21 protein-coding genes are annotated in these 26,278 nt (G+C 55.4%); 10 read left to right on the top strand and 11 right to left on the bottom strand.

Going from position 1 to position 26,278, the window contains the following annotated elements; all coding sequences use genetic code 11:
- Position 1: 1 nt before the first annotated feature.
- From AAAH10_RS02830 to AAAH10_RS02805, 6 genes are all read right to left on the bottom strand, one after another.
- Positions 2-1,822, bottom strand: coding sequence for an ABC transporter ATP-binding protein (locus AAAH10_RS02830; protein WP_343560333.1), 1,821 nt, complete (start codon positions 1,820-1,822; stop codon positions 2-4).
- Between the two features lie 124 nt (positions 1,823-1,946).
- The gene (locus AAAH10_RS02825) at positions 1,947-3,299 is read right to left on the bottom strand and encodes a TldD/PmbA family protein (RefSeq protein ID WP_343560331.1); all 1,353 of its coding nucleotides are present in this window, start codon (positions 3,297-3,299) and stop codon (positions 1,947-1,949) included.
- 145 nt (positions 3,300-3,444) lie between these two features.
- Entirely contained in the window at positions 3,445-5,124 is a 1,680-nt protein-coding gene (gene leuA / locus AAAH10_RS02820) for a 2-isopropylmalate synthase (protein ID WP_343560329.1), read from the bottom strand.
- Between the two features lie 498 nt (positions 5,125-5,622).
- The gene (locus AAAH10_RS02815; protein WP_343560327.1) at positions 5,623-6,099 is read right to left on the bottom strand and encodes a PAS domain-containing protein; all 477 of its coding nucleotides are present in this window, start codon (positions 6,097-6,099) and stop codon (positions 5,623-5,625) included.
- 31 nt (positions 6,100-6,130) lie between these two features.
- Positions 6,131-6,583 carry a PAS domain-containing protein gene (locus AAAH10_RS02810; protein WP_343560325.1) on the bottom strand — a complete coding sequence of 151 codons (453 nt, stop codon included), beginning with the start codon at positions 6,581-6,583 and terminating at the stop codon, positions 6,131-6,133.
- 186 nt (positions 6,584-6,769) lie between these two features.
- A complete protein-coding gene (locus AAAH10_RS02805) occupies positions 6,770-8,281 on the bottom strand; it encodes a UbiD family decarboxylase (protein ID WP_343560323.1) in 1,512 nt (503 codons plus the stop codon).
- Between the two features lie 324 nt (positions 8,282-8,605).
- Between AAAH10_RS02805 and AAAH10_RS02800 the strand changes: the two genes are divergently transcribed.
- On the top strand, positions 8,606-8,815 hold the full coding sequence (locus AAAH10_RS02800; RefSeq protein ID WP_343560321.1) for a DUF4170 domain-containing protein: 210 nt from the start codon (positions 8,606-8,608) through the stop codon (positions 8,813-8,815).
- A gap of 37 nt (positions 8,816-8,852) precedes the next feature.
- Positions 8,853-9,587, top strand: a complete 735-nt coding sequence (locus AAAH10_RS02795; protein WP_343560319.1) for a hypothetical protein — start codon at positions 8,853-8,855, stop codon at positions 9,585-9,587.
- On the opposite strand, the gene AAAH10_RS02790 is transcribed toward AAAH10_RS02795, so the two are convergent.
- The 4 genes from AAAH10_RS02790 to ubiA all read right to left on the bottom strand — a co-directional run bounded on the left by AAAH10_RS02790 (position 9,584) and on the right by ubiA (position 13,556).
- Entirely contained in the window at positions 9,584-11,494 is a 1,911-nt protein-coding gene (locus tag AAAH10_RS02790) for an aminodeoxychorismate synthase component I (RefSeq protein ID WP_343560317.1), read from the bottom strand. The two genes, AAAH10_RS02795 and AAAH10_RS02790, sit on opposite strands and share 4 nt — an antisense overlap.
- A gap of 167 nt (positions 11,495-11,661) precedes the next feature.
- Positions 11,662-11,919 carry a hypothetical protein gene (locus AAAH10_RS02785; protein ID WP_343560315.1) on the bottom strand — a complete coding sequence of 86 codons (258 nt, stop codon included), beginning with the start codon at positions 11,917-11,919 and terminating at the stop codon, positions 11,662-11,664.
- An 18-nt stretch (positions 11,920-11,937) separates the two neighbouring features.
- Positions 11,938-12,600 (bottom strand): class I SAM-dependent methyltransferase, encoded by a 663-nt coding sequence (locus AAAH10_RS02780; protein WP_343560313.1) that lies wholly within the window; start codon positions 12,598-12,600, stop codon positions 11,938-11,940.
- Positions 12,601-12,602: 2 nt separating this feature from the next.
- Positions 12,603-13,556 carry a 4-hydroxybenzoate octaprenyltransferase gene (gene ubiA, locus AAAH10_RS02775; RefSeq protein ID WP_343560311.1) on the bottom strand — a complete coding sequence of 318 codons (954 nt, stop codon included), beginning with the start codon at positions 13,554-13,556 and terminating at the stop codon, positions 12,603-12,605.
- A gap of 121 nt (positions 13,557-13,677) precedes the next feature.
- Here ubiA and AAAH10_RS02770 point away from each other — a divergent pair, with 121 nt between their 5' ends.
- The 8 genes from AAAH10_RS02770 to AAAH10_RS02735 all read left to right on the top strand — a co-directional run bounded on the left by AAAH10_RS02770 (position 13,678) and on the right by AAAH10_RS02735 (position 24,554).
- Positions 13,678-14,475, top strand: coding sequence for a 16S rRNA (uracil(1498)-N(3))-methyltransferase (locus AAAH10_RS02770; protein WP_343560309.1), 798 nt, complete (start codon positions 13,678-13,680; stop codon positions 14,473-14,475).
- A 71-nt stretch (positions 14,476-14,546) separates the two neighbouring features.
- Complete coding sequence (locus AAAH10_RS02765) at positions 14,547-15,911, top strand: glutamate--cysteine ligase (protein ID WP_343560307.1); 1,365 nt, start codon at positions 14,547-14,549, stop codon at positions 15,909-15,911.
- A 204-nt stretch (positions 15,912-16,115) separates the two neighbouring features.
- Entirely contained in the window at positions 16,116-17,201 is a 1,086-nt protein-coding gene (locus AAAH10_RS02760; RefSeq protein WP_343560305.1) for a cytochrome-c peroxidase, read from the top strand.
- A gap of 12 nt (positions 17,202-17,213) precedes the next feature.
- Positions 17,214-18,341, top strand: a complete 1,128-nt coding sequence (locus tag AAAH10_RS02755) for a cytochrome-c peroxidase (protein ID WP_343560303.1) — start codon at positions 17,214-17,216, stop codon at positions 18,339-18,341.
- A gap of 12 nt (positions 18,342-18,353) precedes the next feature.
- Positions 18,354-18,935 (top strand): arsenate reductase (azurin) small subunit, encoded by a 582-nt coding sequence (locus AAAH10_RS02750; RefSeq protein ID WP_343560301.1) that lies wholly within the window; start codon positions 18,354-18,356, stop codon positions 18,933-18,935.
- Positions 18,936-18,947: 12 nt separating this feature from the next.
- On the top strand, positions 18,948-21,623 hold the full coding sequence (locus AAAH10_RS02745; protein ID WP_343560300.1) for an arsenate reductase (azurin) large subunit: 2,676 nt from the start codon (positions 18,948-18,950) through the stop codon (positions 21,621-21,623).
- 139 nt (positions 21,624-21,762) lie between these two features.
- Positions 21,763-24,018 carry a HEAT repeat domain-containing protein gene (locus AAAH10_RS02740; protein WP_343560298.1) on the top strand — a complete coding sequence of 752 codons (2,256 nt, stop codon included), beginning with the start codon at positions 21,763-21,765 and terminating at the stop codon, positions 24,016-24,018.
- A gap of 134 nt (positions 24,019-24,152) precedes the next feature.
- On the top strand, positions 24,153-24,554 hold the full coding sequence (locus AAAH10_RS02735; protein WP_343560296.1) for a c-type cytochrome: 402 nt from the start codon (positions 24,153-24,155) through the stop codon (positions 24,552-24,554).
- Between the two features lie 77 nt (positions 24,555-24,631).
- Here the strand turns inward: AAAH10_RS02735 and tldD are convergent, their stop codons facing one another.
- Positions 24,632-26,062 carry a metalloprotease TldD gene (gene tldD, locus AAAH10_RS02730; protein ID WP_343560294.1) on the bottom strand — a complete coding sequence of 477 codons (1,431 nt, stop codon included), beginning with the start codon at positions 26,060-26,062 and terminating at the stop codon, positions 24,632-24,634.
- Between the last annotated feature and the right edge of the window lie 216 nt (positions 26,063-26,278).

Raw genomic sequence — 26,278 nt, 5'->3', positions numbered from 1 at the left:
TTCAGTGACTCACAACGTCCAGCGAAAGGTCCTGCTCAAGCGGTTTGTTTTGCTGAAGTCTGGAAAGGCGGCTGTAAATGCCGTCCAGTTTCAGCAGTTCCGCATGAGTGCCCTGTTCGACAATCTGTCCCTGATCCATCACATAGATGATATCGGCGTCAACAATTGTGGACAGGCGGTGAGCAATTACGAAGGTTGTCCGCCCTTCCATAAGGGTTTTCAGAGCCTCCTGAACACGACGCTCTGATTCTGTATCAAGCGCGGAGGTGGCTTCATCCAGCAGCAGAATCGGGGCATTCCTGATCATGGCACGGGCAATGGACACACGCTGTCTTTGCCCGCCGGAGAGACGGGAGCCTCTTGGCCCGACTTCCGTGTCGTAACCATCGGGAAGGGACATGATGAAATCATGGGCGTGTGCAGCCTTTGCGGCAGCGATGATTTCCTCTTCGCCTGCATCCATGCGTCCGTAGGCGATGTTGGCCCGGATCGTATCATCGAACAGCTGTGTTTCCTGTGAAACCAGAGCAAGGGAGTTTCGCAGGCTTTCCATGGAAACATCCCTGACGTCCTGTCCGTCGATCAGGATCGTCCCCTCAGTGACGTCATAAAAACGGGGAATCAGGTTCAGGATGGAGGTCTTTCCTGCACCGGAGGCTCCGACAAGGGCAATGGTCTTGTGGGAGGGAGCAACAAGGTTGATGGAGTTCAGGGCTGTTTGCGGCTTGCCGCCTTCGGAAGCCTTGTCTTTCTCGTAGGCAAAGGTGACGTTCCTGAACTCGACCTGCCCCTGGGTGACGACAAGTTCCGTAGCATCCGGCCTGTTCTGAATTTCAGGCGTGCTGTCCAGAATCCTGTAGACGCGATCAGCTGCGGCAAGGCCAGTCTGAAGCGCATTGTTGAGCTTGGACAGCTTCTTGATGGGTTCATAGGCGAGCAGCAGAGCTGTGATGAAGGAGAAAAAGGCTCCCGGTTCCTTGTTGCCCTGAATGACTTCACTGCCCCCGTAGAGAACGACAACGGCAATCGCAAAGCCGCCGAGTGTTTCCATCACAGGAGAAAGGAAGGACCCCGTTCTGGCAGCCTTGATGTGCAGGTTGCGGACCTCGCCAACGGCTTCGCCGACGCGATCGCGTTCCAGTTTTTCCATTCCGTAGGCCTTGACGTGACGGATACCCTGGAAGGCCTCATCCAGTCGTGTTGTCAGATTGCCCATGGAATTCTGCATGTTGCGGGACACCTTGCGCATGCGTTTTCCCGTCCTGCTGATGGGCAGGATCGCTGTCGGAAAAGCGATAAAAGCAACGGTCGCAAGCAGCCAGTCCTGATAGAACATCATGCCGATCAGGCCAATGGCCGTAAAGGTGTCCTTGCCGATGGAGGTCAGTGTTGTGGAGACAACATTCCGCAGCATGTTGACATCGTTCATGAAGCGGGAAATGAGATTCCCGGGGCTCTCGCTGTGGAAGAACGCCATATCGGCACTGACCAGTCTGGCAAAGAGCTGGTCCTGAATCGTGGCCACGATGCGCAGGCCAACAATCTGCATCAGCAGAGATTGCCCGAAGGTTGCTGCGCCCTTGATGACAAAGATTCCGAGAACCCCCAGTGCAATTGGCAGCAGGAGATCTTCCCGCTGTTGCAGAAAGATATCATCAATAATGGGTTCCATCTGCTTGGCGAGCATGACGGTTGAGGCGGCAACAATACTCATGCAAAGCAGTGCAAGCCCGATGCGTGAGCGGTGATGACGCACGTAATCCGTCAGGAGGCGTTTCATCAGAATACGTGTATGTGTTGGCGATATTTTCTCTTCAGACACAGAGACTCATTGAACTCCGGAGAGGTCGCAGCAAGAGGCTGCGCCAATAAAAGGGATAATGTTATTGCTTTCTAGCACTGCTGCCACGCTCTGAACAGCGGCAATGCACAGGGTTTGATCCTACTTATGATCCGGCGATGGTCATGCCGTCAACGCGAAGAGTTGGCGCATTGGAGCCATAGCGCATCACGAGATCGTCTGCAGGTGTTGTCTTGAGGTACATCTCCAGAAGATTGCCTGCAATGGTTGCTTCGCCCACAGGATGGGTGATCTCGCCGTTTTCGATCCAGAAACCTGAAGCCCCCCGGCTGTAGTCTCCTGTCAGCCCGTTGACGCTGGATCCCATCATTTCCGTGACATAAAATCCCGACTTGATGTCGCTGATCAGATCCCGGACAGAAACAGAGCCTGCTTCCATATAGAGGTTGGTGACGGAAGGCCCCGGTGTGCCTGAAGTCCCCCGGGATGCGTGGGCGGTGCTCTGGAGGCCAAGCTGGCGCGCTGATGACAGGCTCAGGATCCATGTTTGCAGGACGCCGTCATCCACAAGAACGGTTTTCCGATTTTGCAGTCCTTCGCCGTCAAAGGGTTTCGAGCGAACGCCGCGGTGCAGATGAGGGTCGTCAACAATTGTTATGCCTTTGGAAAAGATCTGCTGTTCCAGCTTGTCTTTCAGAAAGCTTGTTCCGCGCGCAATGGCCGGACCGTTGATGGCACCGATCATGTGCCCCATCAGTCCGGCAGAGACGCGGGGATCAAAAATGACCGGAGCTGTCATGGTCTGCGGTTTGCGGGCGTTGAGGCGTTTGACTGTGCGTTCCCCGGCCGAGCGGCCGACGCTTTGGGGTGAATCGAGGTCTTCTGCAAAGATTGCCGAAGTGAAGTCGTAATCGCGTTCCATGCCGTCTTCACCCTGGGCGAGGACAGAAACAGAAACAGACTGTCCGGAAGAGCGATAGCCGCCCCTGAAGCCATTGCTTGCTGCCATAGCGATGGAAGCCATGCCCCATGAGGCATCGGCGCCGCCAGAGTTGTGAATCCCCTCCACTGAAAGGGCTGCTTCCTCACACTGCTTTGCGCGCTCGATCAGGGTCTGCGCGTCCGGTTCCTCGGGATCGTACATTTCCAGTTCGGGAAAGGACGTTGCAATCTGTTCCGGATCGGCAATGCCGCAGTAGGGATCTTCCGGAACGACGTCTGCCATGGCCAGAGCACGGTCCAGCAGCTCATCCAGCGCAGCAGATGATGTGTCTGTGGAAGACACAATGGCCTGACGTTTCCCCTTGAAGACACGAAGACCGAGATCGTGGGCTTCATCCCGTTCCAGCTTCTCCAGTTTTCCCATCCGCTGGGAGTGGGAGACAGAACTGGAATGGAAGAAGACAGCGTCGGCTGCGTCTGCTCCTTTCGTCTTGGCTTTTTTGAGCAGATCGTCAAGCAGGTTCAGAGCATTGGAATCAGCAGTCATGTTCGTCATCTTTCCAGCCGGGGAACAAAGAAATCTTTCACCTTTATTATTTAGTCGCAGGGCCTTGTGAACTCAAGCAAAGCTCTGGCGAAGACGTAAAAAAAGGCTGCCTTCCCTGGAAGAAAGCAGCCTTTTCTGTTCAGGAACTGTGCTGTCAGACGCGGCGACCCATCACCTGGTTTGCTGCTGCAACCAGTGCCTTGATGGAAGCAACCGTTGTGTTGCTGTCGACGCCGACCCCCCAGAGATCTTCGCCTTCCGGTGTTTCCAGACGCAGGTAGGCGACAGCCTGTGCATCTGTCTGGCCAGCCAGTGTGTGCTGGATGTAGTCCTTGACCGAGAGACGGATGCCCAGATCATTGCTCAGGGCATCAATGAATCCGGCGATCGGACCGTTTCCGGAGCCCTTGATCGCACGGTCTTCACCATTGACCTTCAGGTTTGCGGTCAGGTGGCGGATTTCCGAGGCGTGAGTATCCGGTACTGTCGTGTGGTCGACAAAGCTGACGGGTGCCTCGCCCTTCATGTAGATGTCCCGGAAGGTGTTCCAGATCACGCCGGAAGTGATTTCGTTGCCCGTTGCATCGGCGATGGCCTGAATACGCTTGGAGAAATCGACCTGCAGATCCCGCGGGAGGTCCATGTGGTGTTCTGTTTGCATGATATAGGCGACGCCGCCCTTGCCCGACTGGCTGTTGATCCGGACAATGGCTTCGTAATCGCGGCCAATATCTTTCGGATCAATGGGAAGATAGGGAACTTCCCACATGTCGGAGTTGGCAGACTGAACTGCTGTCATGCCCTTTTTGATCGCATCCTGGTGAGAGCCTGAGAAGGCGGTGTAAACCAGATCGCCCACCCATGGGTGGCGCGGGTGAATCGGAAGCTGGTTGCAGAACTCGGCTGTTTCTTTCAGCGCATTGATGTCGTGGATTTCCAGCTCCGGATCAACGCCCTGGGTGAGCATGTTGATAGCGAGGGTTACCAGATCAACGTTACCGGTGCGTTCACCGTTGCCGAAGAGAGTGCCCTCGACGCGATCCGCGCCGGCCATCAGGCCGAGTTCGGCTGCGGCAATGCCTGTACCGCGGTCATTGTGAGGGTGGAGGGAAATGATCACTGATTCGCGGTTCTTCAGCGTGTTGCAGAACCACTCGATCTGATCCGCGTGCAGGTTCGGGGTCGACATCTCTACCGTGGCAGGGAGGTTCAGAATCATTCTGTTGTCCGGTGTCGGTTGATAGACCTCCATGACAGCTTCACAGATCTCGATCGCGAAATCCATTTCCGTGCCGGTGAAGCTTTCCGGAGAATACTGGTGAATGATTTTTGTATCCGGCAGGGTGGGCACCAGCTCCATGATGAGCTTTGCGCCCTCAACCGCAATGTCGACAATGCCCTGTTTGTCCTTCCCGAAAACCACGCGGCGCTGCAGCTCCGAGGTGGAGTTGTAAAGGTGGACAACAGCTGATTTCACACCCTTGAGGCTTTCGAAGGTTCTGCGAATCAGATGCTCACGCGCCTGGGTGAGCACCTGGATGGTGACACCATCCGGAATCAGGTTTTCTTCGACTAGCATGCGGACAAAGTCGAAATCTGTCTGCGATGCAGAGGGGAAACCAACCTCGATTTCCTTGAAGCCCATTTCAACCAGTGTGGTGAAAAGGCGCTTCTTGCGCATGGTATCCATCGGCTCGATCAGAGCCTGGTTGCCGTCGCGGAGGTCGACAGAACACCAGATCGGCGCTTTTGTAATACGGTTGTTTGGCCAGGTGCGATTCGGCAGATCAACAGTCTGGTATGGTGTGTAGCGGTGGAATGGCATTGTGCTCATGGTGTACTCCGATCATCCCGAGCTCTGTTGCTGCTGATCCGTAAGGCAAAGATCAAAACAACTGTGAAATTCCTGAAAGTTGCTCTGGTTTTACTCTGCCCGGGCAGCTTTGCAAAGCATTCGGGGTAAAATTCTTTTGTATTGGTGATTCCGTTGGTTTGCTGCGGCTGGCAAAAGGGTGAAGGTCGCCATGGGAACCCTCGATCATCAGGACCGCTGTCAGGCCTGATGATCATCCCCTAGTCGTAGCGAAAGAGGACGTGCAGCACTCGGGGTAGGAGTCTGCCTCCGGGCCGGGATAACGGAAAGGGAAAATGAAACAGATTGCATGGGATGAACTCGATAACAAACGACTGTAAGGATGCGCTGGTCAGCGCCAGTGGCCCGGTGCTCTTAAGCAGCCGGGGTCATTAGTCGTAGCAGGGCGAAGTTCATCATCTGTGTTTTCATGAGGCCAGTTTAGCGTGCTTTTCACGGGGGTCAAGCGTTTCACCGGGATCAGGCGTTGAAGGAACTTCCGGATGCAAGTGCTGTTTCTCCACAAAGCAGGAGCATGTTGACGGTCTTTCCGTCTGCCGAGAGAGGCAGGATCACGACTTCCCCCCTGTTGTTCCGGTCCCTGCCTGCTTCGACAGACCAGAGGCAGGCTTTCTGGTCCGCAATGGCCTGGTGGAGAAGACTGTCCAGATCGGGGGAGAGTTTTTTCAGATCCCTTTTTGAAAAGTGCTGGGCTTTGCCAAGCGGGGAAAAGAGGGATGTCAGCTCGCTTCCCATCAGCCTGAACGCAAAGAGGAAGTCACTTTTCTGTTCATCGAGAAGCTTGACGTCGAGAAAGGCCAGGCAGGGAAACAGATGCTCCAGATCTGCCGGATCAAGATCTGCCCTCGCGGGAAGAGTGTTCCCGTTTTTCCGGGCGTTCCAGTAGTTATAGGCTTCGAAGGTCCGTAGCGAGGAAAAGGAGGGAGTGTCTGTCATCAGGAGGCTTTGCCCGTATTTGTGAAAGTGCTCAACGTTCTCTGGACGGGTCTTTTAGAATAAAATCTGCACAAATGAAAATCATGTTTACTGTCTTGCCATCTTCTGACAGAGGCATGGAAATTCCCTCAATGCTTTTGAACTCGGAATAGGGGCCGACGTAGGGAGGGTTGGTCCGGATGGGTTTTCCGGTCTCGATCACTTCGGTCATCAGCTTCCACAGGGCGCTTTCCGGTCCCTGTCCGGAAATCTCTGACATTTTCCAGCCCGTGTAGTCCCGGGTGATATGCCGGCAGATCTCGCTTCCGATCAGGCGATAACGGAAATCGTGCGGGTCCTTCAGGACATCCTTCAACATCAGGTTGGGAAGAAGCTGTGGAATGTCGTGCGGGGAGATATCCGATCGTGCAGGCAAGCGACCGCCTTTAAAAAGGCTCTGCCAGTATTCGTAAGCTTGTCTGCATTTGTCAGAAACAAAAATCATTCGAAAATTACATATAATTGTCGGTATTTACCTTGTTATCTATTTTCGGTTAAAAATAATTCGGGTGAAAGAGAATTTTAATATCACCTGTTTTATAGTTTTATTTGTATTTTTTCATGTTTGAGAGAGGTTCCGGTTTCTGACAGCCGGAACCTCTCTCATTGTTTTGAAGCTTTCTGCTTCCGGTCAGCGGCGCCAGATGTCCTTGCCACTTCCGGGCAGGCCGAGTTTGGACCAGAGTTCGTCAACCCTGTCGATAACCTCGTCATCCATGCGGATAACCTCGCCCCATTCGCGGTTGGTTTCCGGCTCGACCTTGTCTGTGGCATCAAAGCCGATCTTTGAGCCCAGGCCGCTCACAGGCGAGGCAAAATCAAGGTAGTCGATCGGTGTGTCTTCAATGACAGTGATATCGCGTGCCGGATCCATTTTGGTCGAGACGGCCCACATCACATCCTTCCAGTCGCGGGTGTTGATGCCATCGTCCACAACGATGACGAACTTGGTATACATGAACTGGCGAAGGTAGGACCACACGCCCAGCATGACCCGTTTGGCGTGCCCGGGGTAGGCTTTTTTCATCGAGACAACAGCAATGCGGTAGCTGCAGCCCTCCGGGGGAAGCCAGAAGTCTGTAATTTCGGGGAACTGCTGTTGAATCAGCGGAACAAAAACCTCGTTCAGGGCTTCACCCAGAACAGAGGGCTCGTCCGGTGGGCGCCCCGTGAAGGTCGAGAGGTAGATCGGCTTTTCCTGCATGGTGATGGCCGAGAGCGTGAACACGGGGAAGGGTTCAACAGAGTTGTAATAGCCCGTGTGGTCTCCGTAGGGGCCTTCATCGGCATATTCATCCAGTGAGATCGTGCCTTCCAGAACGATCTCTGCATTGGCCGGAACCTTGAGAGGGACGGTTTTGCAGTCGACGAGTTCAACCTTTTTGCCGCGCAGCAGGCCTGCGAACTGGTATTCCGAGAGGGTGTCGGGAACCGGAGTGACAGCAGCAACGATGGTTCCCGGATCACTGCCGAGAACAATGGCAGCGGGCAGGGGTTCCGGCTTTTCCTTCTTCCAGCGGGCGTAGTGCTGTGCTCCGCCGCGGTGCTTCAGCCACCGCATGATGGCCTTGTTCCTGCCGAGAACCTGCATGCGGTAGATGCCAAGATTGAAGTCATCTTCCTTGCCCTTGCCCGGACCTTTTGTGACCACGAGCGGCCAGGTGATCAGGGGGGCGGGCTCTCCGGGCCAGCAGGTCTGGATGGGCAGACGGCCCAGATCGATATCATCACCTGTCAGAACCACTTCCTGACAGGGGGCCTTGCTGACGGTTTTGGGCTTCATGGCCAGCACGGTTTTCAGCAGGGGCAGGTGGGAAATGGCTTCCTTGAAGTTGGCAGGAGGTTCCGGCTGCCTGAAGAAGGCCAGCGTTTCACCAACTTCCCTGAGTTGCTCCGGCTTACGGTCAATTCCCATTGCGACCCGTTCGACAGTTCCGAAAAGGTTCACCAGGACAGGAACACCATAGGGAGTACCGTCTTCACGGACCGGGTTTTCGAAGAGCACAGCGGGGCCTTCTTCTGCCAGAAGGCGCGTCTGGATTTCCGTCATCTCCAGAACCGGCGAAATCGGTTCACTGACCCGAACGAGTCGGTTTTCCTTTTCCAGATGATCAATGAAATCGCGCATGGAAGCATAAGGCATGGGGAGAAAGCCCTTGTTTGCTGGGAATGTTTTACTGTTAGGTACGTGATTCAGGCTCTTTTGCCAAATGATTCTGATGAGCCGCCAATCTGACTGCTGTCACTACGTTTCAAGATGCGGGCAGGATCAGTGCGCTGCCGGACTGTCGCAGCTTCCGGATATTTGTGGTTGCGCCCAAAGAAAAACTTGTCTCGAGACAATCATTATTTTAATGACACTTTTATTGCGTAGTGCGATATTTTGGTACTGCAAGGAAGCTCTTGGCCTAACAGAAGAGCACGGGTGTGAAAATCTAGAACGCGAAAAGCGGGACGAGGGTCCAAAATGGCTCAGTTTTTTGTTGTTGGCGGTGAGTATAAGGATACTTCATTTGCTGACGTGATTTCAGGTGAAGAAAAATGGTTCGGACCATTTGCAGACTATGCCTCCGCGAAGGCAGAGTGGTCCAAATACGCCTGGAAGACAGTTGATGAATGCACAATGCGTTACCGCATCGAGCGTATTGATGATGACGATCCGCACTGCACGGATTGAGCAGCTGAACGCTTGAGAGTTACAGGAAAGGCAATTCATGCCTTGGCCTTTGCCGACATCTCCGCAGGATCGTGTTGATCTTGCGAAAAGCTATCCCTTTTTCGCTCCGGACTACTCTTACTGGCTGGACTCCTCGTGCTGTTTGCGGCTTGAGGAAAGACTGGCGTCAAGCGGCAAAACCCTGGGAACGGTTCTGGAAGGCAGGACGCCCGTCGTCGGGCACGGTTCCAATCGGTCTCCCGAGCAGTTGAAACGCAAGTATCAGGGACATGACACCTTTGATGAAGGGGTTGTTGTCACGGGAATCTGGCTTGAGGATCACGATGTGGTCTTTTCATCCCACATGGCGCGTTATGGCTCTGTTGCCGCGGATCTGGCCCCCGCTCCGGGTGTCTCGGTGCAGGTCTTTGTCAACTGGCTGACACCGGTTCAGCTGGAGATGATGCACAAAACGGAAAGTTCCTACAGCTTTATCCCGGTTGAGGGAAACTGGTCTCCACTGGACTGGCAAATTCCTGAAATGTTTGGCCGTGACTTTCCGGTTTACTATTACAAGTCGAATGATGATCCCCTGAAAAGGGGCGGGCAGCCCATTTCAATTGCAGCGATTCCCTCGAAAGGGCGGCAGGGACTGTCGCTCTGTCAGGAAGAGCTTCTGGCGCTGGTGCATCAGGTGGAGCCTGAGGAGCTGGATCGTTCCATCCTGCGTTCCATTGACGATCAGACCTACCGCCATGCGCTTATGGCTGCAGCGCAAAAGACCTTTGTCTAGCCTCTGGGCTGCCTGATCTCGCTGGCCTGCATCAGACCGCGTACGGAGTTGCCAAAGTAAATCCGGTCTGCGGAGCGAATGTCTTCCAGAGTAACGAGCTGTTCCTGAAGGTCCCTGTAACCTGTGCGGAGCAGATGGCGTCGCAGCACACCATTGAGCAGGCCGCTGTTCAGGGCCGGTGTGAAGAGCCTGCCGTCTTTCTCGACAAAAATATTGGTTCTTGCGCCCTCTGTGACCTCTCCGCGTTCGTTGAGGAACAGCACTTCATCACAGCCTGTTTGTGCCGCGCACTGCGCCAGTTCATCCTCGTAGAATTCGCGGCGGGTGGTTTTGTGATAGAAAAGCGGATTTCCACTGTCCACGGTTTTCTGCGAAACGGCGAAGGTGATGTCCGGCTCGATTGCGCTTTGATCCAGAACAGTCGTGCTCAGAGAGCAGCTGCCATCCCTGTCGAGAAGCAGGCGGACGCGCTGGAGCGCCCCGGCCGAGGCATCAAGGTTCTCAAGCGTTTCCCGAACTGTTTTCGCATTGAAAGGGAAGCCAAAGAAGCCGGCCGAGTGTTGCAGGCGTTCAAGGTGTTCTGCCAGAAGCCAGTATCCTCCGGTTTCTGTCCAGCGCAGGGTCTCTATGAGTGAAAGGGGCCGGGAGAGTGCTTCATCCTGAAGGGCCTGATTGGCCGAAAGGAAGCGGCCTTTGAGCAGACACTCGTGGTACTCGTCTGTGGGAACAGAGTCATAGACAATGCCGCTGCCGATACCGAGTTCACCGTAAACGGCCTTGCCATCCTGGCGGGGCTTGTCCATCACAAGTGTACGAATGGCGACGTTGAAGTAGAGATCGCCATTGGGCTCGATCATGCCGATACTGCCAGTGTAGAGGCCCCGGGGTTCCTGTTCCAGTTCCCGGATGATCTCCATCGTGCGGACCTTTGGCGCGCCTGTGATTGAACCGCAGGGAAAGAGACGTCTGATCAACTCTGATGTGGTGGCGTTCTCGCGGCGTCTGCCCGTGACATTGGAGGTCATCTGGTGCAGGGATTTATAGGTTTCCACAGTAAAGAGCTCGGTGACCCTGACACTGCCTGTCTCGGAAACCCGTCCGATGTCATTGCGCAGGAGGTCTACAATCATCAGGTTTTCCGCGCGGGATTTGGGGTCCCGGGTCAGGAAAGTCCGGTTCTCATCATCTTCGAGCGGCGTTGTGCCCCGGGGGGTTGTGCCCTTCATCGGACGTGTCGTCAAAAGACCGTTTTCGGATTTGATAAAGAGTTCCGGCGAGAGGGAGAGGATACGCTGCTCCCCGGTGAAAACCATGGCGCCGTGCGCGACGGGCTGTCGTTGGCGCAGCTGCTGGTAAAGGGCTGTTGTATCGCCTGTCACTTCAAAGCGATGCTTGAAGGTGAAGTTGACCTGATAGGTATCTCCTGCGGCAATAAAGTCCCGGACGCGTTGAATGGCGTGTTCGTAGTCGGCCTGTTCCATGGAAGGGACGAGATTGTCGACACGACAGTCATTTTGTCTGAGAGCGCCGAGGAACTGATCGGCCTGTTCCGGTGTCAGAACCTGAGGGGCTTCGAAAACGCCAAACCAGAGCAGAGGCGTTTTGCTGTCTGCCGGCAGAAGGCTGTTCAGGCGTTCTTCGAAGACGTAGCCAAGCTCGTAGGACATAAAGCCTGCCAGATAGAACCCCTGGCTCTGCCTGAGATCAATCCTGTCGAGGGCTTCGCGGACATCGCGGGGAGAGCTGCAGGAAATGATTTCCTGCGGAGCTGTGAAAAGCTTTGCACCTTTGCCATGAAGGGTGTCTTCCAGCATGACAAAGGGGGCCTTTCGCGCAGATTCGACAAGGACCTGCAGCGTTGCGTCATCAAGAAGTTCTGGTCGTTGTGAGACGGAAGTCGTGTCCAAGGAGTTCTTGCCCTAATTCTTTGTCCTGCCTGAGCGAGTTTTGCAGAGCATTTAGCTGCTCAGGCTTTAAAGGTCCAGCTTTGTTTCTGCTCTCTTTGTTCAGCTTTCAGATACGTTCTATTTGTAAAACGGATTGCAATCCGTTTTGGAAGCGTCACTCTTCTTGATCAGGAGCGCTTTGCGACAAGTTTTCCACTCAGTTTGAACAGGGCACCCCACACAATGATCGAAACCATCCAGAGCAGGACTGTTGCAACTGTGCTGAAATCTCCGGGTGCCTCACCTGTAAGCAGGCTGGCGATGACAAAGGAAAACAGCAGGATGTTTCCTGCAAGAGGGGCAATCTGCAGCCCTGCAAAGAGGCCAATCAGGGGAGCCGTGGCTCCAAAAAGGGTTCCTGCCAGAAGAACTTTGTCAGAGAGCATGCTGTGCCTCTTTTCTGTTTACGGTCCGAGTTGCCAGACACTTGCGGATCGGACGTCGCTGTCCTCAAGTGCCGATGTCGTCTTGACGCCATAGGAAACAATGCGTTCCAGACCTGTTCGATCCAGATAGGTGCGCCCCGGATCTCCCAGAAAAATGACTGCACCCCTTGCCGCTTCCTTTCTCAGCCAGTCCAGAATTTCTCTGGCCATGGGGCCATCATAGCAGACATCACCGGCAAAGATGACATCCCATTCGGACAGGTCCTGACCGATCAGGTTTTCTGTGGAGCTTTCCAGTCCGGTTCCAAGGTTGTTGGCCTCTGCGTTCATGCGTGTTGCCGTGATGGCAAAGGGGTCAATGTCAACAGCGAGAACCCTGCTGGCACCAGCCCTGAGAGCTGCAAGGCCTTGCAGGGCACAGCCGCAGGCAAAATCGAGGACAGTCTTGTTTTGGACCAGTCGGGGATTGTCGCGGATGTAATGGGCCAGAGCCTGTCCGCCTGCCCAGGCAAAGGCCCAGAACGGGGTCGGCAGGCCGATGGCCTTCATGTCCTCCTCGCCCATGGTCCAGAGCGGGCAGCTGTCATGGGCAAGCCAGAGCAGGTACTCTTCTCCGAGCAGGGGCGTCCCCTGAAGACGCGTGTTCTCCCTGATAAAGGCTTCCCGATCCGTGATTTGCATTTTCAGAGACCCTGCCAGACCAGTGCGCCGATCAAACCTGCGCAGAGGATAAAACCGACATAGCGGTTTGACTTGAAAAGCATCAGGCAGTGAGAGGGGTCATCGATCTTCAGGCTGGAGACCTGCCAGACGAACTGGGCTGCCAGCGCAGTGATCGCGACATAATAGGGAACAGCTGTTTCGGCGACAAAGCCAGCTGCCGTCCACAAAGCTGTGGTCAGACCGTAAAAGAGGATCAGGGCCGGTTTTGTTCCGGCACCCAGACGCAGGGCCGAGGATTTGACGCCAATCATGGCATCGTCATCCTTATCCTGATGGGCGTAAATTGTATCGTATCCGAGAGTCCAGAAGAGGCTCCCGGCGTAGAGCAGAAGTGCTGGCAGACTGATTTCGCCCGTGATGCTGGCCCAGCCTACAAGAGCACCCCAGTTAAAGGTCAGGCCCAGCCAGGCCTGTGGCCAGTAGGTGATCCGCTTCATGAAGGGGTAGATGGCAACCAGAACGAGTGAGGAGGCCGCCAGCAGAATTGTGAAGCTGTTCAACTGAAGCAGGATCAGCAGACCAATGAGAAGCTGCAGGGCCAGAAAGGCGGTTGCCTTTTTCATGGACAGGGCGCCACTGGCCAGTGGGCGCAGGGCTGTTCGGGCCACCTGTCTGTCATACTCGCGATCGGCCATGTCGTTAACGGTGCAGCCCGCTCCGCGCATCACAAAGGAGCCCACCGCAAAGAGAAAGGCAAGCCAGAGACCGTGGAACAGGGTCGCTGCATCGGGACCTTGCCCTGTCGCAACCAGAGCCAGAAGCATACCCCACCAGCAAGGGAGAAGCAGAAGCCACGTTCCGATCGGTCGATCTGCCCGCGCCAGCTTCAGATAGGGAATGGCAAAAGCCGGGGCAATGCGGATGATCCAGTGATCGTTCGCGATGTCGCTGGCAGAATGATTCGGTACAGACATTTTTGTTGCCTTTGATGGGTGATGCGCCATGATGGCGCAATCCTGTGCAGATGTTGCCCCCCTCATTAACATCTGCCTTCCCCCTTTGTTAAGTCGCTTTGATTCAAAGAACCAAGACAGCATGTCCAGAAGCAGCATCAAAATCGAAACGCGGATCCATTGTCCCGAAAAACTGTCCCTGAAGGCCTCGATCACTCTTGGTCCGGATGATGCGCATCACCTGCGTTCTGTCCTGCGCCTGTCTCCGGGAAAACTGGTCGCCCTGTTTAACGAGCACGATGGTGAATGGATCGGCGAGATTGAAAGCCTGTCCAAGGCCAACGGAACTGTTCTGCTGAAAGGACAGAGCCGGGAGGCTGCGGGGGAGCCGGACGTCTGGCTGGTTTTTGCTCCGATCAAGAAACAAAGTGTGGATTTTATGGTGGAAAAGGCCTGTGAACTGGGATGTTCCAGACTGGTGCCTGTCTTTACGCGCTTTACCAACTCGTCGCGGGTTAATACGGCCCGTCTGCGCACGAACAGCAAGGAAGCCTCGGAACAGTGTGAGCGCCTCAGTGTTGCGGAGGTTGCCGAGCCTGTCAGCTTTGATCAACTTTTGGCGAGCTGGCCGGAGGGACGCCAGTTGCTGGTTTGCGCTGAATTTGGCGAGGCAGAACCGATTCAGGTGGCTCTGGAACGCAAGAGACAGGAAAGCGGAACAGGGCAGTGGGCGATTCTGATCGGTCCCGAGGGTGGCTTTGCACAATCCGAACTTGAAGCCTTGCGTAAACTGCCCTATGTCACACCAGTTGGCCTTGGTCCGCGAGTGCTGCGCGCAGATACTGCTGCAGTTGCAGCGCTGGCCTGTTGGCAGGCTGTTCTGGGGGATGGCAGCGAACGACCGCCAGGTGGCACAACACCAGTCAGGGATGATGCGTAGGGATTTCCTGCAAAATCCAAGAGAGAACCGCCTGTACACCCGAGTGGGTTTGGGCCAAGAGGATTGTTACGATGGCAGACAGTAAAGCCGTTTCTCCCGAGGTCACCAGCAAGGATGATCTGATTGATTATATCGCCAGTGGCTGTTCCCCCAAGGAAGACTGGCGGATTGGCACCGAACACGAAAAATTCGTGTATTGCGATCAGACACTGGAACCCCTCCCGTACTTTGGAGAAAAGTCCATCCAGCGCGTGCTGACAGAACTGCAACAGCGTTTTGGCTGGAATCCGGGCTATGAAGGCGAGAACATCATTGCTCTGACCAAGGATGGGGCTTCTGTCACTCTGGAGCCGGGCGGGCAGCTCGAGCTTTCCGGAGCACCGCTTGAGACCCTGCACCAGACCTGCAAGGAAACCCATGAACACCTGAAACAGGTCAAGGAAATCGCTGGTCCACTGGGCATTCACATGCTGGGTATGGGCTTCACACCACGCTGGGGGCAGGACAAGGTGATCTGGATGCCGAAAGGGCGTTACAAGATCATGCGTGAGTACATGCCAACGCGCGGTGCGCTTGGAACAACCATGATGACCAGAACCTGTACGGTTCAGGTGAATCTGGATTTTGCGAACGAGGCCGACATGGTGCAGAAATTCCGCACCTCTCTGGCCCTGCAGCCCATTGCAACCGCACTTTTCGCCAACTCACCCTTCACAGAAGGAAAGCCGAACGGCTTCCAGAGCTACCGCAGCCACACCTGGACAGACACAGATCCGGATCGCTGCGGTGTGCCGTCCTTTGTGTTTGAAGAGGGAATGAGCTTTGAACGCTACGTTGATTACATGCTGGATGTTCCGATGTATTTCGTCTACCGCGACGGACAGTATCTGGATGCCAGCGGGAAATCCTTCCGCGATTATCTGAAGGGTGAACTGGATATTCTGCCGGGACAGCGTCCGACTTATCAGGATTGGGAGGATCATCTGACCACGGCTTTCCCGGAAGTGCGCATGAAGAAGTATCTCGAAATGCGGGGTGCCGATGGTGGTCCGTGGAAGAACATCTGTGCACTTCCGGCGTTGTGGGTTGGTTTGCTTTATGACGAGGATGCACTGGATGCTGCATGGGACCTCGTCAAAAACTGGACCCAGGAGGATCATGATCACCTGCGTCGCGAAGTTCCCCGTTCTGCCCTGAATGCAGAAGTTGCCGGGCAGAAGGTTCACGACATTGCCCGTGAAGTTCTGAAGATTGCCGACAATGGTCTGCGGAACCGGGCAAAGACAGATTCCCTGGGACAGGATGAAACCCAGTTCCTTGCACCCCTTCACGAGATCGTCCGTACAGGAAAGACAGAAGCGCAGATCAAACTGGATCGCTATCACAGTGAATGGCACGAGTCGGTCGATCCGATCTTCACGGAATACGCCTACTAGGATTTCTCCGTTCTAGTGGCGTGTGTTTCAAGGGCTCCTGCCGGAAGGCAGGGGCCCTTTTTCAATGGGTGTGACATTATATCCACAAAAAAAATGTGATCTTTTTGTTTCTTATGATCCATGTCAGTGCCGTTCCTCTGAACTCTGCCATTCTTTCGTTACTCCACAGGGCAGAGAAACCTTAAAAAACGGAGGAATGGAGATATGAAACCACACTCAAGCCTCACAAAGGGCCTGAAAGTGGGCCTCTTGGCTATCTTGTGCGCTGGAGCGGCTCAGGCCGAAGCGATCAAGCCAAAGGATGTCGATCCGGCACTGGCAGAACTGGGCAAGCGCCTGTTCTATGATGCCAGGCTGTCTGGTGATACGTCTCTGGCCTGTGCATCATGCCACCAGCCGGACAAGGCCTTTACCGATGGTCTGGCGCTGTCAGAAGCCTATTCAGGTGTCAGCCACTTTCGCAACACACCCACACTGGCAAATGTCGGAAAGCGTGCTGCCTGGAACCACGATGGTCGCCTGGGCACGAACCTGAATGATGTCACCCGTGAAATGATCACGGAAACCTATCTGATGAACATGGACATGCGGCTGATGCAGGAGCGTCTGAAGCAGGACCCTGTTTACGTCGAGATGTTCAGGGCCGCCGGTCTGGGCGAACCGTCCAATGGTGGTGCCCGCAAGGCGATTGCCGCCTTCCAGGACACGATTGTTTCCCGCAATGCGCCGATTGATACCGGTGATCTGACTGCTGCGGCACTGCGGGGGCAGGCGCTGTTCAATGGCAAGGCCGGTTGTGTCTCCTGTCACTCCGGTGATCGCTACACCGATGACAAGGTGCACAACACAGGTGTTCAGGACAATCCTGAAATCTGGGCTGATCCGGAGCGTCACATTGCCTTTGTGACCTATGCCAAGTTCATGGGTGTCGAAAACTACATGAACCTGCGTCAGGATCTGGGTGCCTTTGTTAGGGACCACAGCTACACGAGCCGCAGGACTTTCCTGACACCATCCCTGCGTGAGCTGACACACACTGCGCCCTACATGCACAACGGGACCCTTGCCACTCTGGAAGAGGTCGTTGACTTCTACAACGCAGGCGGTGGTGCAGACACGCTCAAGGATCAGCGGATCAGGCCCCTGGATCTGAATGACTCTGAAAAGAGTGATCTGGTTGAGTTCCTCAAGTCCCTTTCCGGCGATTCCTTCGACACAGACGCCTATGTCTGGCGGAAAGATGACTACGACTACACGCTGATTGAAAACTGGCGTGAAACGGCGAATTAAGGGAGGCTTGTCATGTTGATGAAATCTACAGTTTCTGTGGTCGCCCTGCTAGCCAGTCTCGCAGGGCCTGCCATGGCCGAAAATCTTCGCCCGGATGCTCTGGCTCCACTGGATCCTCCTCCTGCTCCGGCCGACAATCCGACAACAGCTGCCAAGGTGGCCCTGGGTGCGAAGCTTTTCTTCGATCCCAAGGTGTCCGGCAACAACGGCATGCCCTGTTCGGCCTGTCACCTGCCAGAAGCTGGCTGGGCCATTCAGGATCCGATCAGCTTTGGTTATCCGGGTACAACCCACTGGCGCAACAGCCAGACCATTGTGAACTCTGCCTATTACGGCAAGCTGTTCTGGGCCGGAGCTTCCAAGTCTCTGGAAGGGCAGGCACGCTCTGCTGCGCGTGGTGCCGTTGCAGGCAATGGGGAAGACGATCTGATGGAGGCACGTCTGGCTTTTGTGCCGGAATACCGCAAAGCCTTCCGTGAAATCTTTGGTGATGAATATCCCCTGATCCGCAATGCCTATCGCGCAATGGCGGCGTTCCAGCGCACGCTTGTTCAGACCGATACGCCCTTTGACAACTACATGCGTGGTGATGACGATGCGCTGAGCGAACAGCAAAAGCGTGGTCTGGAAGTCTTCGCAGGCAAGGGGAACTGCATCACCTGTCACAATGGACCTCTGTTGAGTGACGAGGCCTATTACAACATTGGTGTGCCGCCCAGCCCGATCTGGGAAGAGGACCCCCTGGCACAGATCACCTTCCGTTTCGAGCTCTATGCCAAGGGCTCTACCGAAGAGATGTATCGTCATACAAAGGATGATCCCGGTCTTTACTTCCGCACCAAGCAAAAGGCGGACAAGGGCAAGTTCCGTACGCCGTCCCTGCGTTATACCAAATACACCTATCCCTTCATGCACAACGGGACCATCGAGACCCTGGCTGACGTGGTCGAGTTCTATGACCGCGGCGGGGATACAAACGAATTTGCTGCGAACAAGAGCAAGCTCATCCAGCCATTGGGTCTGACCTCTGGTGAAAAGGAAGACCTCGTGGCCTTTCTGGAGAGTCTGTCCGGTCCTGAAATCCTGATGGAAGAACCGGACATTCCTGAAATCGCACCTCTGCCGGTTGCGCAGCAATAAGGAGAGAAAATCATGTCAGTGATTGATCGAGTACGCTCTGCCATCAATGGCGAAAACGGCGAGGCCGAGAAGGCCGGTACACGTCGTTGTCTGATGAACCGCCGCCAGTTCCTGCTCAGCAGTGGTGTTGCAACCTCCGTTGTGATGGTCGGTATTCCGGGAATGGCAGAGGAAGTGCCTGCTGCTGTCTCTACCTATCCACGCAAGTTCATCGCAAAGCTGTCCGAGCTGAAACAGGACGAGCCGTTTGACTTCACCTATCCGGATGAAGGCCAGTACGCCGAATCAGCCTTGGTCAAGCTGGGCACAAAAGCGGGCGGCGGTATCGGCCCGGACAACGATATCGTGGCGTTCAACTATACCTGTACACACCAGGGCGGGCCTCTTCAGGGAACCTATCAGGCGGCAGACAAGGCGCTTGGTCCCTGTCCGCTCCACCTGACCACCTTTGATCTGACCCGCCACGGGATCTTTATCTCCGGTCAGGCCTATCAGTCACTGCCCCAGGTCCTTCTGGAGCTGGATGGTGATGACATCTATGCCGTTGGCATGTTCGGCCTGATCTACGGTCGTTTTGACAATCTGCAGGGTTGAGGAGGATAAGATATGTCTACTCCCTATTATGTTCCGGAAGAATCTGTTCCACTGCCACCACCTGATGCAGATGTCATTTCCACAGCCTGTGACTACTGTATCGTTGCCTGCGGCTACAAGGTCTATCGCTGGCCGGTTCGCGGCGGTAAAAACGGTGGCCCGAGAGCAGAGGAAAATGCGTTTGGCGAGGATTTTCCCGTCAGTCAGCTGGGAGCATGGGTTGCTCCGAACCAGCACAACATTGTGATGCACAACGGTGAACCTCATCACGTTGTCATCATCCCTGACAAGGACACCGAATATGTAAACTACACCGGCAACTCTTCCATTCGTGGCGGGGCCATTGCCCAGAAGGTCTACAACCCGCAAACCCCGACCCGTGATCGTCTGAAATCCCCGATGATCCGCATGTTCGGTGTTCTGATGCCGGTTCCCTGGGACTTCGCGCTGGACATTGCGGCCGAGGTCGGGCGCTATGTGATCGAGAAACACGGCACAAACGCATACGGCGTCAAGACTTTCTCCTACGGTTATATGGAGAACACCTACGCCATCACCAAGTACGCGCTGCGCCATGTGAAGACTGCAAACTTCACCTTCCACGACACGCCGTCCGATGTGACCTCCACACCGGGTTTCCGCGATGCAGGTTTCGACAATTTCGGTCCGTCCTATGAAGACTGGGCGAACGCCGAAACCCTCATGATCTGTGGCACGGACCCGTACGAGTCCAAGACCATTCTCTTTACGGACTGGATCATGCCGGCCATTCAGGGTGGTCAGAAGACCATTTTCCTGATCCCGCGTCGCACAGGGGGTGTGGCCTACGCCGAAAAGCATGGCGGCATGCTGATTGACATCCAGCCCGGCACGGACCTGCCCGTTGTTCTGGCGATTGCCCGCGTGATCGTTGAAAACGGCTGGGAAGACAAGGAATGGATCAAAGACTGGGTCAACTCCAAGTGGGAGAGCAACTCCGGCTTTGGCCAGGGCACCCGGAACACGCCATGGCAGTGGCGGACCACCTGGGGCAAGTTCCAGACCAAGGGTTTTGACGACTGGAAAAACTGGCTGCTGGAACAGGACTATGCCGTTCCCGAGAAAGCTGCCGAGATTGCCCAGATCGATGTCGAGAAGATCTACAGGGCCGCTGAATGGATGGCGAAGCCAAAAGCCGATGGCACCCGTCCGAAGACCTCCATCATGATTGAGAAGGGTTTCTACTGGTCCAACAACACCGGAAACACCAACGCTATTTCCTCTCTGGGGATTATTGTTGGTGCCGGTGGACGGGATGGCCAGATGATCGGTCGTGCCGGTGGTCACCAGCGTGGTGGTCTGCGTGGCGGCAAGTATCCGCGCAACAAGAGCCCCGAGAAGCTGCCGGGTCGCCGTCGTCGTGCCATTGATACAGACCGTTATCTGATGGCCGGTCACACCCGACTTGCCCATGTGATCGGCTCCACCTGGGTTCAGGCCATGTGCGGTTCCCAGTCTTTGCAGGCAAAGTTCGATGAGCTGACAACACGCAACCCGAATCAGGTGATGTCTTTCATGAAGGAAGAAATCATCGCCACCTTGAAACGGCGCGTGGATAGCGGCGGGACTGTTGTGATCAATCAGGATATCTATCTGGTCGATCCGATCGGCGCACGCTATGCGGATATCGTCTTCCCGGCTGCCGGCTGGGGTGAGGAAACCTTTACCCGTGCGAACGGTGAGCGCCGCATTCGTCTCTATCCCAAGTTCTATGATGCACCGGGCGAGGCAAAACCGGACTGGTGGATCATTGCCAATCTGGCGAAGAAAATGGGGTATGACGGTTTTGACTGGAAGGATTCCAACGAAGTGCTGGAAGAGGGTTCCCGCAACTCTCGCGGTTCCCGCAAGGATTTCCACATGGTCAAGGTCGCCGCGCATCGCGAGGGCAAGACCCTGCACCAGAAACTGGGTGAATACGGGACCAACGGTATTCAGGGCCCTGTTCTGATGCTGAAGGACGGCACGCTGGAAGAAACCAAGCGCCTGCACGATGTGAACCGTGTTCTGCCTGAAGAAGGCCCCGTTGGTGGAACTGTCTTCAACAAGAAGCTGACCCACTTCAACAGCCAGACCGGCAAGTGCAACATCCAGAAAGCGCCCTGGTCTCTCTTCTCCAGTTACTGGGAGTGGCTGAAACCGCGCGATGGCGAGATCTGGATTACCTCCGGTCGTATCAATGAACGCTGGCAGTCCGGTTACGATGATCGTCGCCGTCCCTATATCGTTCAGCGCTGGCCTGAAAACTGGGTGGAACTGCACCCCGATACAGCGGCCAAATACGGTATTGAGTCCGGTGATTATGTCTTGCTGCACTCAGACCGTATCCCTGTCCAGAAAGACACCATCATCGGTGTCGAGGGTGATGACTTTGACTTCGCAAGCCTGATGAAGAATGGTCACATCGAACTGACAGAGGCGGCGATCACTGCAGTTGCCATTGTGTCCCCGGCCATCAAGGAAGGCATCGGTTACATGGACTTCCTGCACACTGCCCAGCCGGCCAATGCGCTGTCCGGCCGTGTGGTCGACTGGATCAGCGGCAACTACAACTACAAAATGGGTGTGGGCAAGGTCACGCGTATCGGCGAGAGCCCTTACAAGCATGACATGCGCTCCATGTCCTTTGCCCGTCGCGATATCGCGTAAGGCAGAGCATGAGCCCCGGGTGATCTGATCACCCGACAGGAGACGAGGTGCGCTGCTGATCCGGAAATGACAGGGAATTCTCTTCTTTTCGACAGCACGCACCTTTTCTTTTTCCCGGGACAGGAAAGGATATGTCGTCATGATGACAGAGACAAAGACCGTTGCGTTGACAAGCCAGATGAAAGCGGATGAACAGGCCCGAGTTCTGACGCGCTTTCTCAAGGCAGAGGAAGACACCATTCGCGCTGCCGCTGCGCGCGCGCTGTGTGGCTATGCAACAGACAAGACTGCTGATGAATTGCTGGCAGCCCTGCTGGACGAGGATGAAGATGTTCGCATCGATGCCATGGTTGCTCTCAGGGATGTGGCGCGTCCGCAAGATGCACGGACAGTGTTGAAATCCCTTCAGGGGGACCCGATCCCCGAAGTCAAGATTGCTGCTGTCAAGACGCTGGCCCGCCTGAAGGCCGAAGAGGCCTTTCCCCTGCTTTGCAGGCTGGTTGTGGACCGGGCAGAGGACGAGGTTTTCTGGGATGAGCACGGTGATGTCTGGGACGACTGGCTGGACATCCAGCTTGAAGCCGTTCGGGCGCTGGGGCGTTATGGCAATCCGGATGCTGTCGAGCCTCTCATGAAGGCCTGGCAGGACGAAATGGGACAGGAAATCCATGCGGATATATTCATGAGCCTTGCAGCCTTGCCGGAGAGGGGACTGCCTGTTCTGCTGGATATTGTGAAGGGGGAAGACGGACGATCCCGCCGGATTGCGATGAACGCCCTGATGACCGTTGCCCCCGAGGCTCTGGCCGGTGATGTGCTGGCTCTGTCTGCAGATGACAACCCGGAAATCCGCAGGATTGCCCTGAGAGGATTTCCGGCTGATCACGAGGAACTCCGGTTCATTCTCGAACATGACACACAGGCCTCTGTTCGAGCCGAGCTTGTCCGCCTGTTCGGTGCAGAGCGGCAGGATCTTTCAAGGCTTGCCTTGCTGGATGAAAGTGAAGAGGTCCGGGCCCGGGCCCTGAAAACGCTTGTGCTGCCGGATCACGAGAATTTCTGTAACGACCTGCTGGCAAATCTTGAGGTCTGGATTTCTGTGGGCGGGGAAACGCTTTGTGTGGCCGCTGTCGAGCGCTTTGCAGAATGGGGCGGATCAAGGGCTGTTCCGGTTCTCTGTGCTTTGGTCAAAAACGCGGATCGCCCGGAGCAGGCTCGCCTGAAGGCGTTGAGCCTGCTCGGGACGATGGATGGTGAGGAGGCGCTGGCGACCCTTGAACTTTCACTGAAGGATCGTTCCCGTCAAATGCGTGTCTCGGCACTGAGCGGCCTCCGTTTGGCCTTGCAGAGCAATCAGCCTCTGAAAAGGGATGGGGCTGTGAAACTTTTTGCCATGGCGATCGGCGGTGACCTGCTGACGGTTGCTTCTGATTCCGGGGACAATCACAGTGACCCGCTTCCGGGCAAGACAGACAAATATCTCGAGATTGCCGAGGATGGGGAGATCCTTCACAGGGACAAGAGCGAGGTTCCGGAGGAAGAGCTTGCTGCGCCACAATCCACTCTTGCTGCCCTGCAGCGTCCGCTGGTGCGAGCGGTTCCCGAAAGTTCAACCTATCAGGAGCGGGAGGATGAAACCCGTTCGCAAGACAAGGCAGATGATATCCATGGCGGGGAGGCCGGTGTGCGCAAGCCAAAGGCCGGAGGCAAAAAACGGGTTGATGTGAGGGGGCCTGAAGCGTTTGAGCTGGATCTCAGGATCAATGCGCTCAATGTTCTGGATCCTGAGAGTTCAGGCTTCGAAACCATCCGGAACGCAATGATCGCTGCGGCCCTGTCCGATCAGATCCCGTTGCAGGTTGCTGCCCTGAATGCCATGGCCCGTGTTGGGGGAACCTTTGCGGGTTCTGCACAGGAGCGGGATGAACTGGTCGGGCTGCTGAAACATCCGGAAAGTCAGGTTCGCTATGCTGCTGCAGCTTTTATCCTGAAGGCCTTTGAAAACTGCGGGGATATTCTGGCGACCCTGTCGACTGACAACGATGCCCATCTGAGATCCCTCGGGCTGCTTGCGCGCCTTGAAAGCGTGCAGGACAACCCGCTGGACATTGTCCGGGACGCCCTGTCCGACGAGGTTCATCTCGTGCGCAGAACGGTTCTGGAGCGCGTGGCTGCAAAGGGTGATCCGGATCTTCTGAAGCGCTGTGTTGAACTGGCTGTTGAGCAGAGAAACGTCGATGCCCTTCTGGTGCTTTTGCAGGTTTCTTCCACTGTAAGGGATCATGTTGTTGAAAGGCTTGATCATATCACGGAAAACCTGGGGGATGGCGGAACTCTGCTGGAGGCTTTGGGTTTGGAGGCCATGCGCCATTATGACCGCTATGAAGCTGCGTGATTTTGGTGTTGGATAAGGCAGCCTGACGTGGATCATGGCTGTCAGAACAAAGCCCTTGCTAAAAAGGGTTTATGACTTGAATGGAACTGGCTGAAGAAGGCAGGTTTCCGAAAAAAAAGTCCGGAGGGATTGAGATGAAAAAAATTGCGTTGCTTGGCGTTGCTCTCGGAGCTGCACTTCTGGTGGCCGGAGGCGCTTCTGCTGCAGACGGCAAGAAGGTTTTCAACAAGTGCAAGTCCTGTCACAGTCTTGAAGTTGGCAAGAACAAGGTTGGTCCGTACCTCAACGGCATGATTGGGCGAACAGCCGGCTCTGTGGACGGGTTCAAGTATTCCAAGATTCTGGTCGAGGCTGGTGCCCAGGGACTTGTCTGGGATGAGCAAAACCTTGTCCAGTATCTTGAAAATCCTCAGAAGTTCCTGAAAGCCTATGTCACTGAAAAGGGCGGCAAGGCTTCCGGGCGTTCCAAGATGTCCTTCCGTCTGAAGAAATCGGATGATGCTGTTGCGGTTATTGACTACATCAATTCGCAATAATCCGGATTTGTCGCATGCAAAAAAGCCCGGCTCTGGCCGGGCTTTTTCCGTTTTGCTTCGAAACAAACAGTACGTTGTCAGGCTGTGCCGCCAACCGTAATGCCGTCAATGCGCAGGGTTGGCTGCCCGACACCGACGGGCACACCCTGGCCGTTCTTTCCGCAGGTTCCGACGCCTTCGTCGAGCTGCATGTCATTGCCGACCATGGTGATCTTGTTCATGACATCAGGGCCGTTTCCGATGAGCGTTGCCCCCTTGATGGCCTGACCGAGTTTACCGTTCTCCACCTTGTAGGCTTCCGTGCAGGAGAAAACAAACTTGCCGGATGTGATGTCAACCTGTCCTCCGCCAAAGTTAACGGCATAGATGCCGTTGTCCAGTGAGGCGAGGATCTCGTCAGGATCCTTGTCACCGCTGGCCATAATGGTGTTTGTCATGCGGGGCATGGGGATGTGTGCATAGCTTTGGCGGCGGCCATTCCCGGTTGGCTTCATGTTCATCAGACGGGCGTTCTGGCGGTCCTGCATGTAGCCGACCAGAATGCCGTCCTCGATCAGGGTGGTGCACTGTGTGGGTGTACCCTCGTCGTCGATGGAAAGGGAACCGCGGCGATCATAGAGGGTTCCATCGTCAAGGACTGTGACGCCCTTTGCGGCGACCTGTTCGCCAATGCGGTCAGAAAAGTTGGAAGTTTTCTTGCGATTGAAATCGCCTTCCAGTCCGTGTCCCACGGCTTCGTGCAGAAGCACACCGGGCCATCCCGGACCCAGCACAATATTGGCTTCCCCTGCAGGGGCGGCAATGGCGTGAAGATTGACATCGGCACGGCGAAGGGCCTCGCGGACGCCATCCTGCCAGTACTGGTCATCAATCACGGCATCAAACAGGAAACGTCCGCCGCCGCCAAAGGAACCGCTTTCCATCTTGTCCCCGTCTTTCAGGGTCACAGCAATATTGAGCCGGACAAGAGGGCGGACATCACTGGCCCGGTAGCCGTCAGCACGGAGAATCTGGATGGCCTGCCATTCACCGCTCAGTGATGCGCTGACCTGTACAACGCGGGGATCCAGGGCGCGGGCAAAGGCGTCTATTTCCGACAGGAGTTTGACCTTGCGATCAAAAGCCAGTGCAGAAAGGGGATTGTCGTCTCCATAAAGTGCCTGGTTGGTGCCGGTTGGCGCCAGTGCCATGGTTCCATCGTGTCCTGAATGAACGGCCTGGACAGTCTGGGAGGCCCGCCTGATCGCTTCCTCGCTCAGTTCACTGGCGTGAGCGTAGCCTGCGCTTTCGCCGGATACCGAGCGCAGGCCGAAGCCCTGCTGGGTGTCGAAGCTTGCCGATTTCAGGCGTCCGTCGTCGAAAGCCAGGCCTTCAGACTGGCGATACTCCAGATAGAGCTCTCCGTCATCCGCACCTTTCAGGCTGTCCGCGACCAGAGACTGCAAACGGGGCAGGTCCAGCTCAGTGCGATTGAAGAAGAGGTCATCTGTAATGTCGAAGGTGCTCATTGGAATTCCCTGATGGCTTGAAACAGGTTCGTTTCTTTTGAGATGGGCCCGAGGAGTAGGCTTGTCAAAAGAAATATAAACCCGGCTGCCGGAATTTGTAAAAACGCAAAAGGATGCTGACCGGGCCTCTGAAACCTGCATCACGGTTTTTGTCTGATTGATTCCTGTTTTTTGTTCGCCGGAGCAGTTGAGTTTTTCTTTTTGAATTCAACTGTA

The sequence above is a fragment of the Carbonatibacter coralli genome (assembly GCF_039592655.1).
In the GTDB taxonomy this organism is placed as follows: domain Bacteria; phylum Pseudomonadota; class Alphaproteobacteria; order Kiloniellales; family Kiloniellaceae; genus Carbonatibacter; species Carbonatibacter coralli.
This window is presented reverse-complemented; position numbering and strand designations above follow the sequence as displayed.

What these genes read in the sequence shown, in the direction of transcription:
- AAAH10_RS02735 (WP_343560296.1), top strand. Translation starts at nt 24,153, where the DNA reads ATGAAAAAAATTGCGTTGCTTGGCGTTGCTCTCGGAGCTGCACTTCTG.
- AAAH10_RS02780 (WP_343560313.1), bottom strand. Translation starts at nt 12,600, where the DNA reads ATGCAAATCACGGATCGGGAAGCCTTTATCAGGGAGAACACGCGTCTT.
- AAAH10_RS02825 (WP_343560331.1), bottom strand. Translation starts at nt 3,299, where the DNA reads ATGACGAACATGACTGCTGATTCCAATGCTCTGAACCTGCTTGACGAT.
- AAAH10_RS02740 (WP_343560298.1), top strand. Translation starts at nt 21,763, where the DNA reads ATGATGACAGAGACAAAGACCGTTGCGTTGACAAGCCAGATGAAAGCG.
- AAAH10_RS02815 (WP_343560327.1), bottom strand. Translation starts at nt 6,099, where the DNA reads ATGACAGACACTCCCTCCTTTTCCTCGCTACGGACCTTCGAAGCCTAT.
- AAAH10_RS02785 (WP_343560315.1), bottom strand. Translation starts at nt 11,919, where the DNA reads ATGCTCTCTGACAAAGTTCTTCTGGCAGGAACCCTTTTTGGAGCCACG.
- AAAH10_RS02750 (WP_343560301.1), top strand. Translation starts at nt 18,354, where the DNA reads ATGTCAGTGATTGATCGAGTACGCTCTGCCATCAATGGCGAAAACGGC.
- ubiA (WP_343560311.1), bottom strand. Translation starts at nt 13,556, where the DNA reads ATGTCTGTACCGAATCATTCTGCCAGCGACATCGCGAACGATCACTGG.
- AAAH10_RS02770 (WP_343560309.1), top strand. Translation starts at nt 13,678, where the DNA reads ATGTCCAGAAGCAGCATCAAAATCGAAACGCGGATCCATTGTCCCGAA.
- AAAH10_RS02810 (WP_343560325.1), bottom strand. Translation starts at nt 6,583, where the DNA reads ATGATTTTTGTTTCTGACAAATGCAGACAAGCTTACGAATACTGGCAG.
- AAAH10_RS02805 (WP_343560323.1), bottom strand. Translation starts at nt 8,281, where the DNA reads ATGCCTTATGCTTCCATGCGCGATTTCATTGATCATCTGGAAAAGGAA.
- tldD (WP_343560294.1), bottom strand. Translation starts at nt 26,062, where the DNA reads ATGAGCACCTTCGACATTACAGATGACCTCTTCTTCAATCGCACTGAG.
- leuA (WP_343560329.1), bottom strand. Translation starts at nt 5,124, where the DNA reads ATGAGCACAATGCCATTCCACCGCTACACACCATACCAGACTGTTGAT.
- AAAH10_RS02765 (WP_343560307.1), top strand. Translation starts at nt 14,547, where the DNA reads ATGGCAGACAGTAAAGCCGTTTCTCCCGAGGTCACCAGCAAGGATGAT.
- AAAH10_RS02795 (WP_343560319.1), top strand. Translation starts at nt 8,853, where the DNA reads ATGCCTTGGCCTTTGCCGACATCTCCGCAGGATCGTGTTGATCTTGCG.
- AAAH10_RS02755 (WP_343560303.1), top strand. Translation starts at nt 17,214, where the DNA reads ATGTTGATGAAATCTACAGTTTCTGTGGTCGCCCTGCTAGCCAGTCTC.
- AAAH10_RS02800 (WP_343560321.1), top strand. Translation starts at nt 8,606, where the DNA reads ATGGCTCAGTTTTTTGTTGTTGGCGGTGAGTATAAGGATACTTCATTT.
- AAAH10_RS02760 (WP_343560305.1), top strand. Translation starts at nt 16,116, where the DNA reads ATGAAACCACACTCAAGCCTCACAAAGGGCCTGAAAGTGGGCCTCTTG.
- AAAH10_RS02745 (WP_343560300.1), top strand. Translation starts at nt 18,948, where the DNA reads ATGTCTACTCCCTATTATGTTCCGGAAGAATCTGTTCCACTGCCACCA.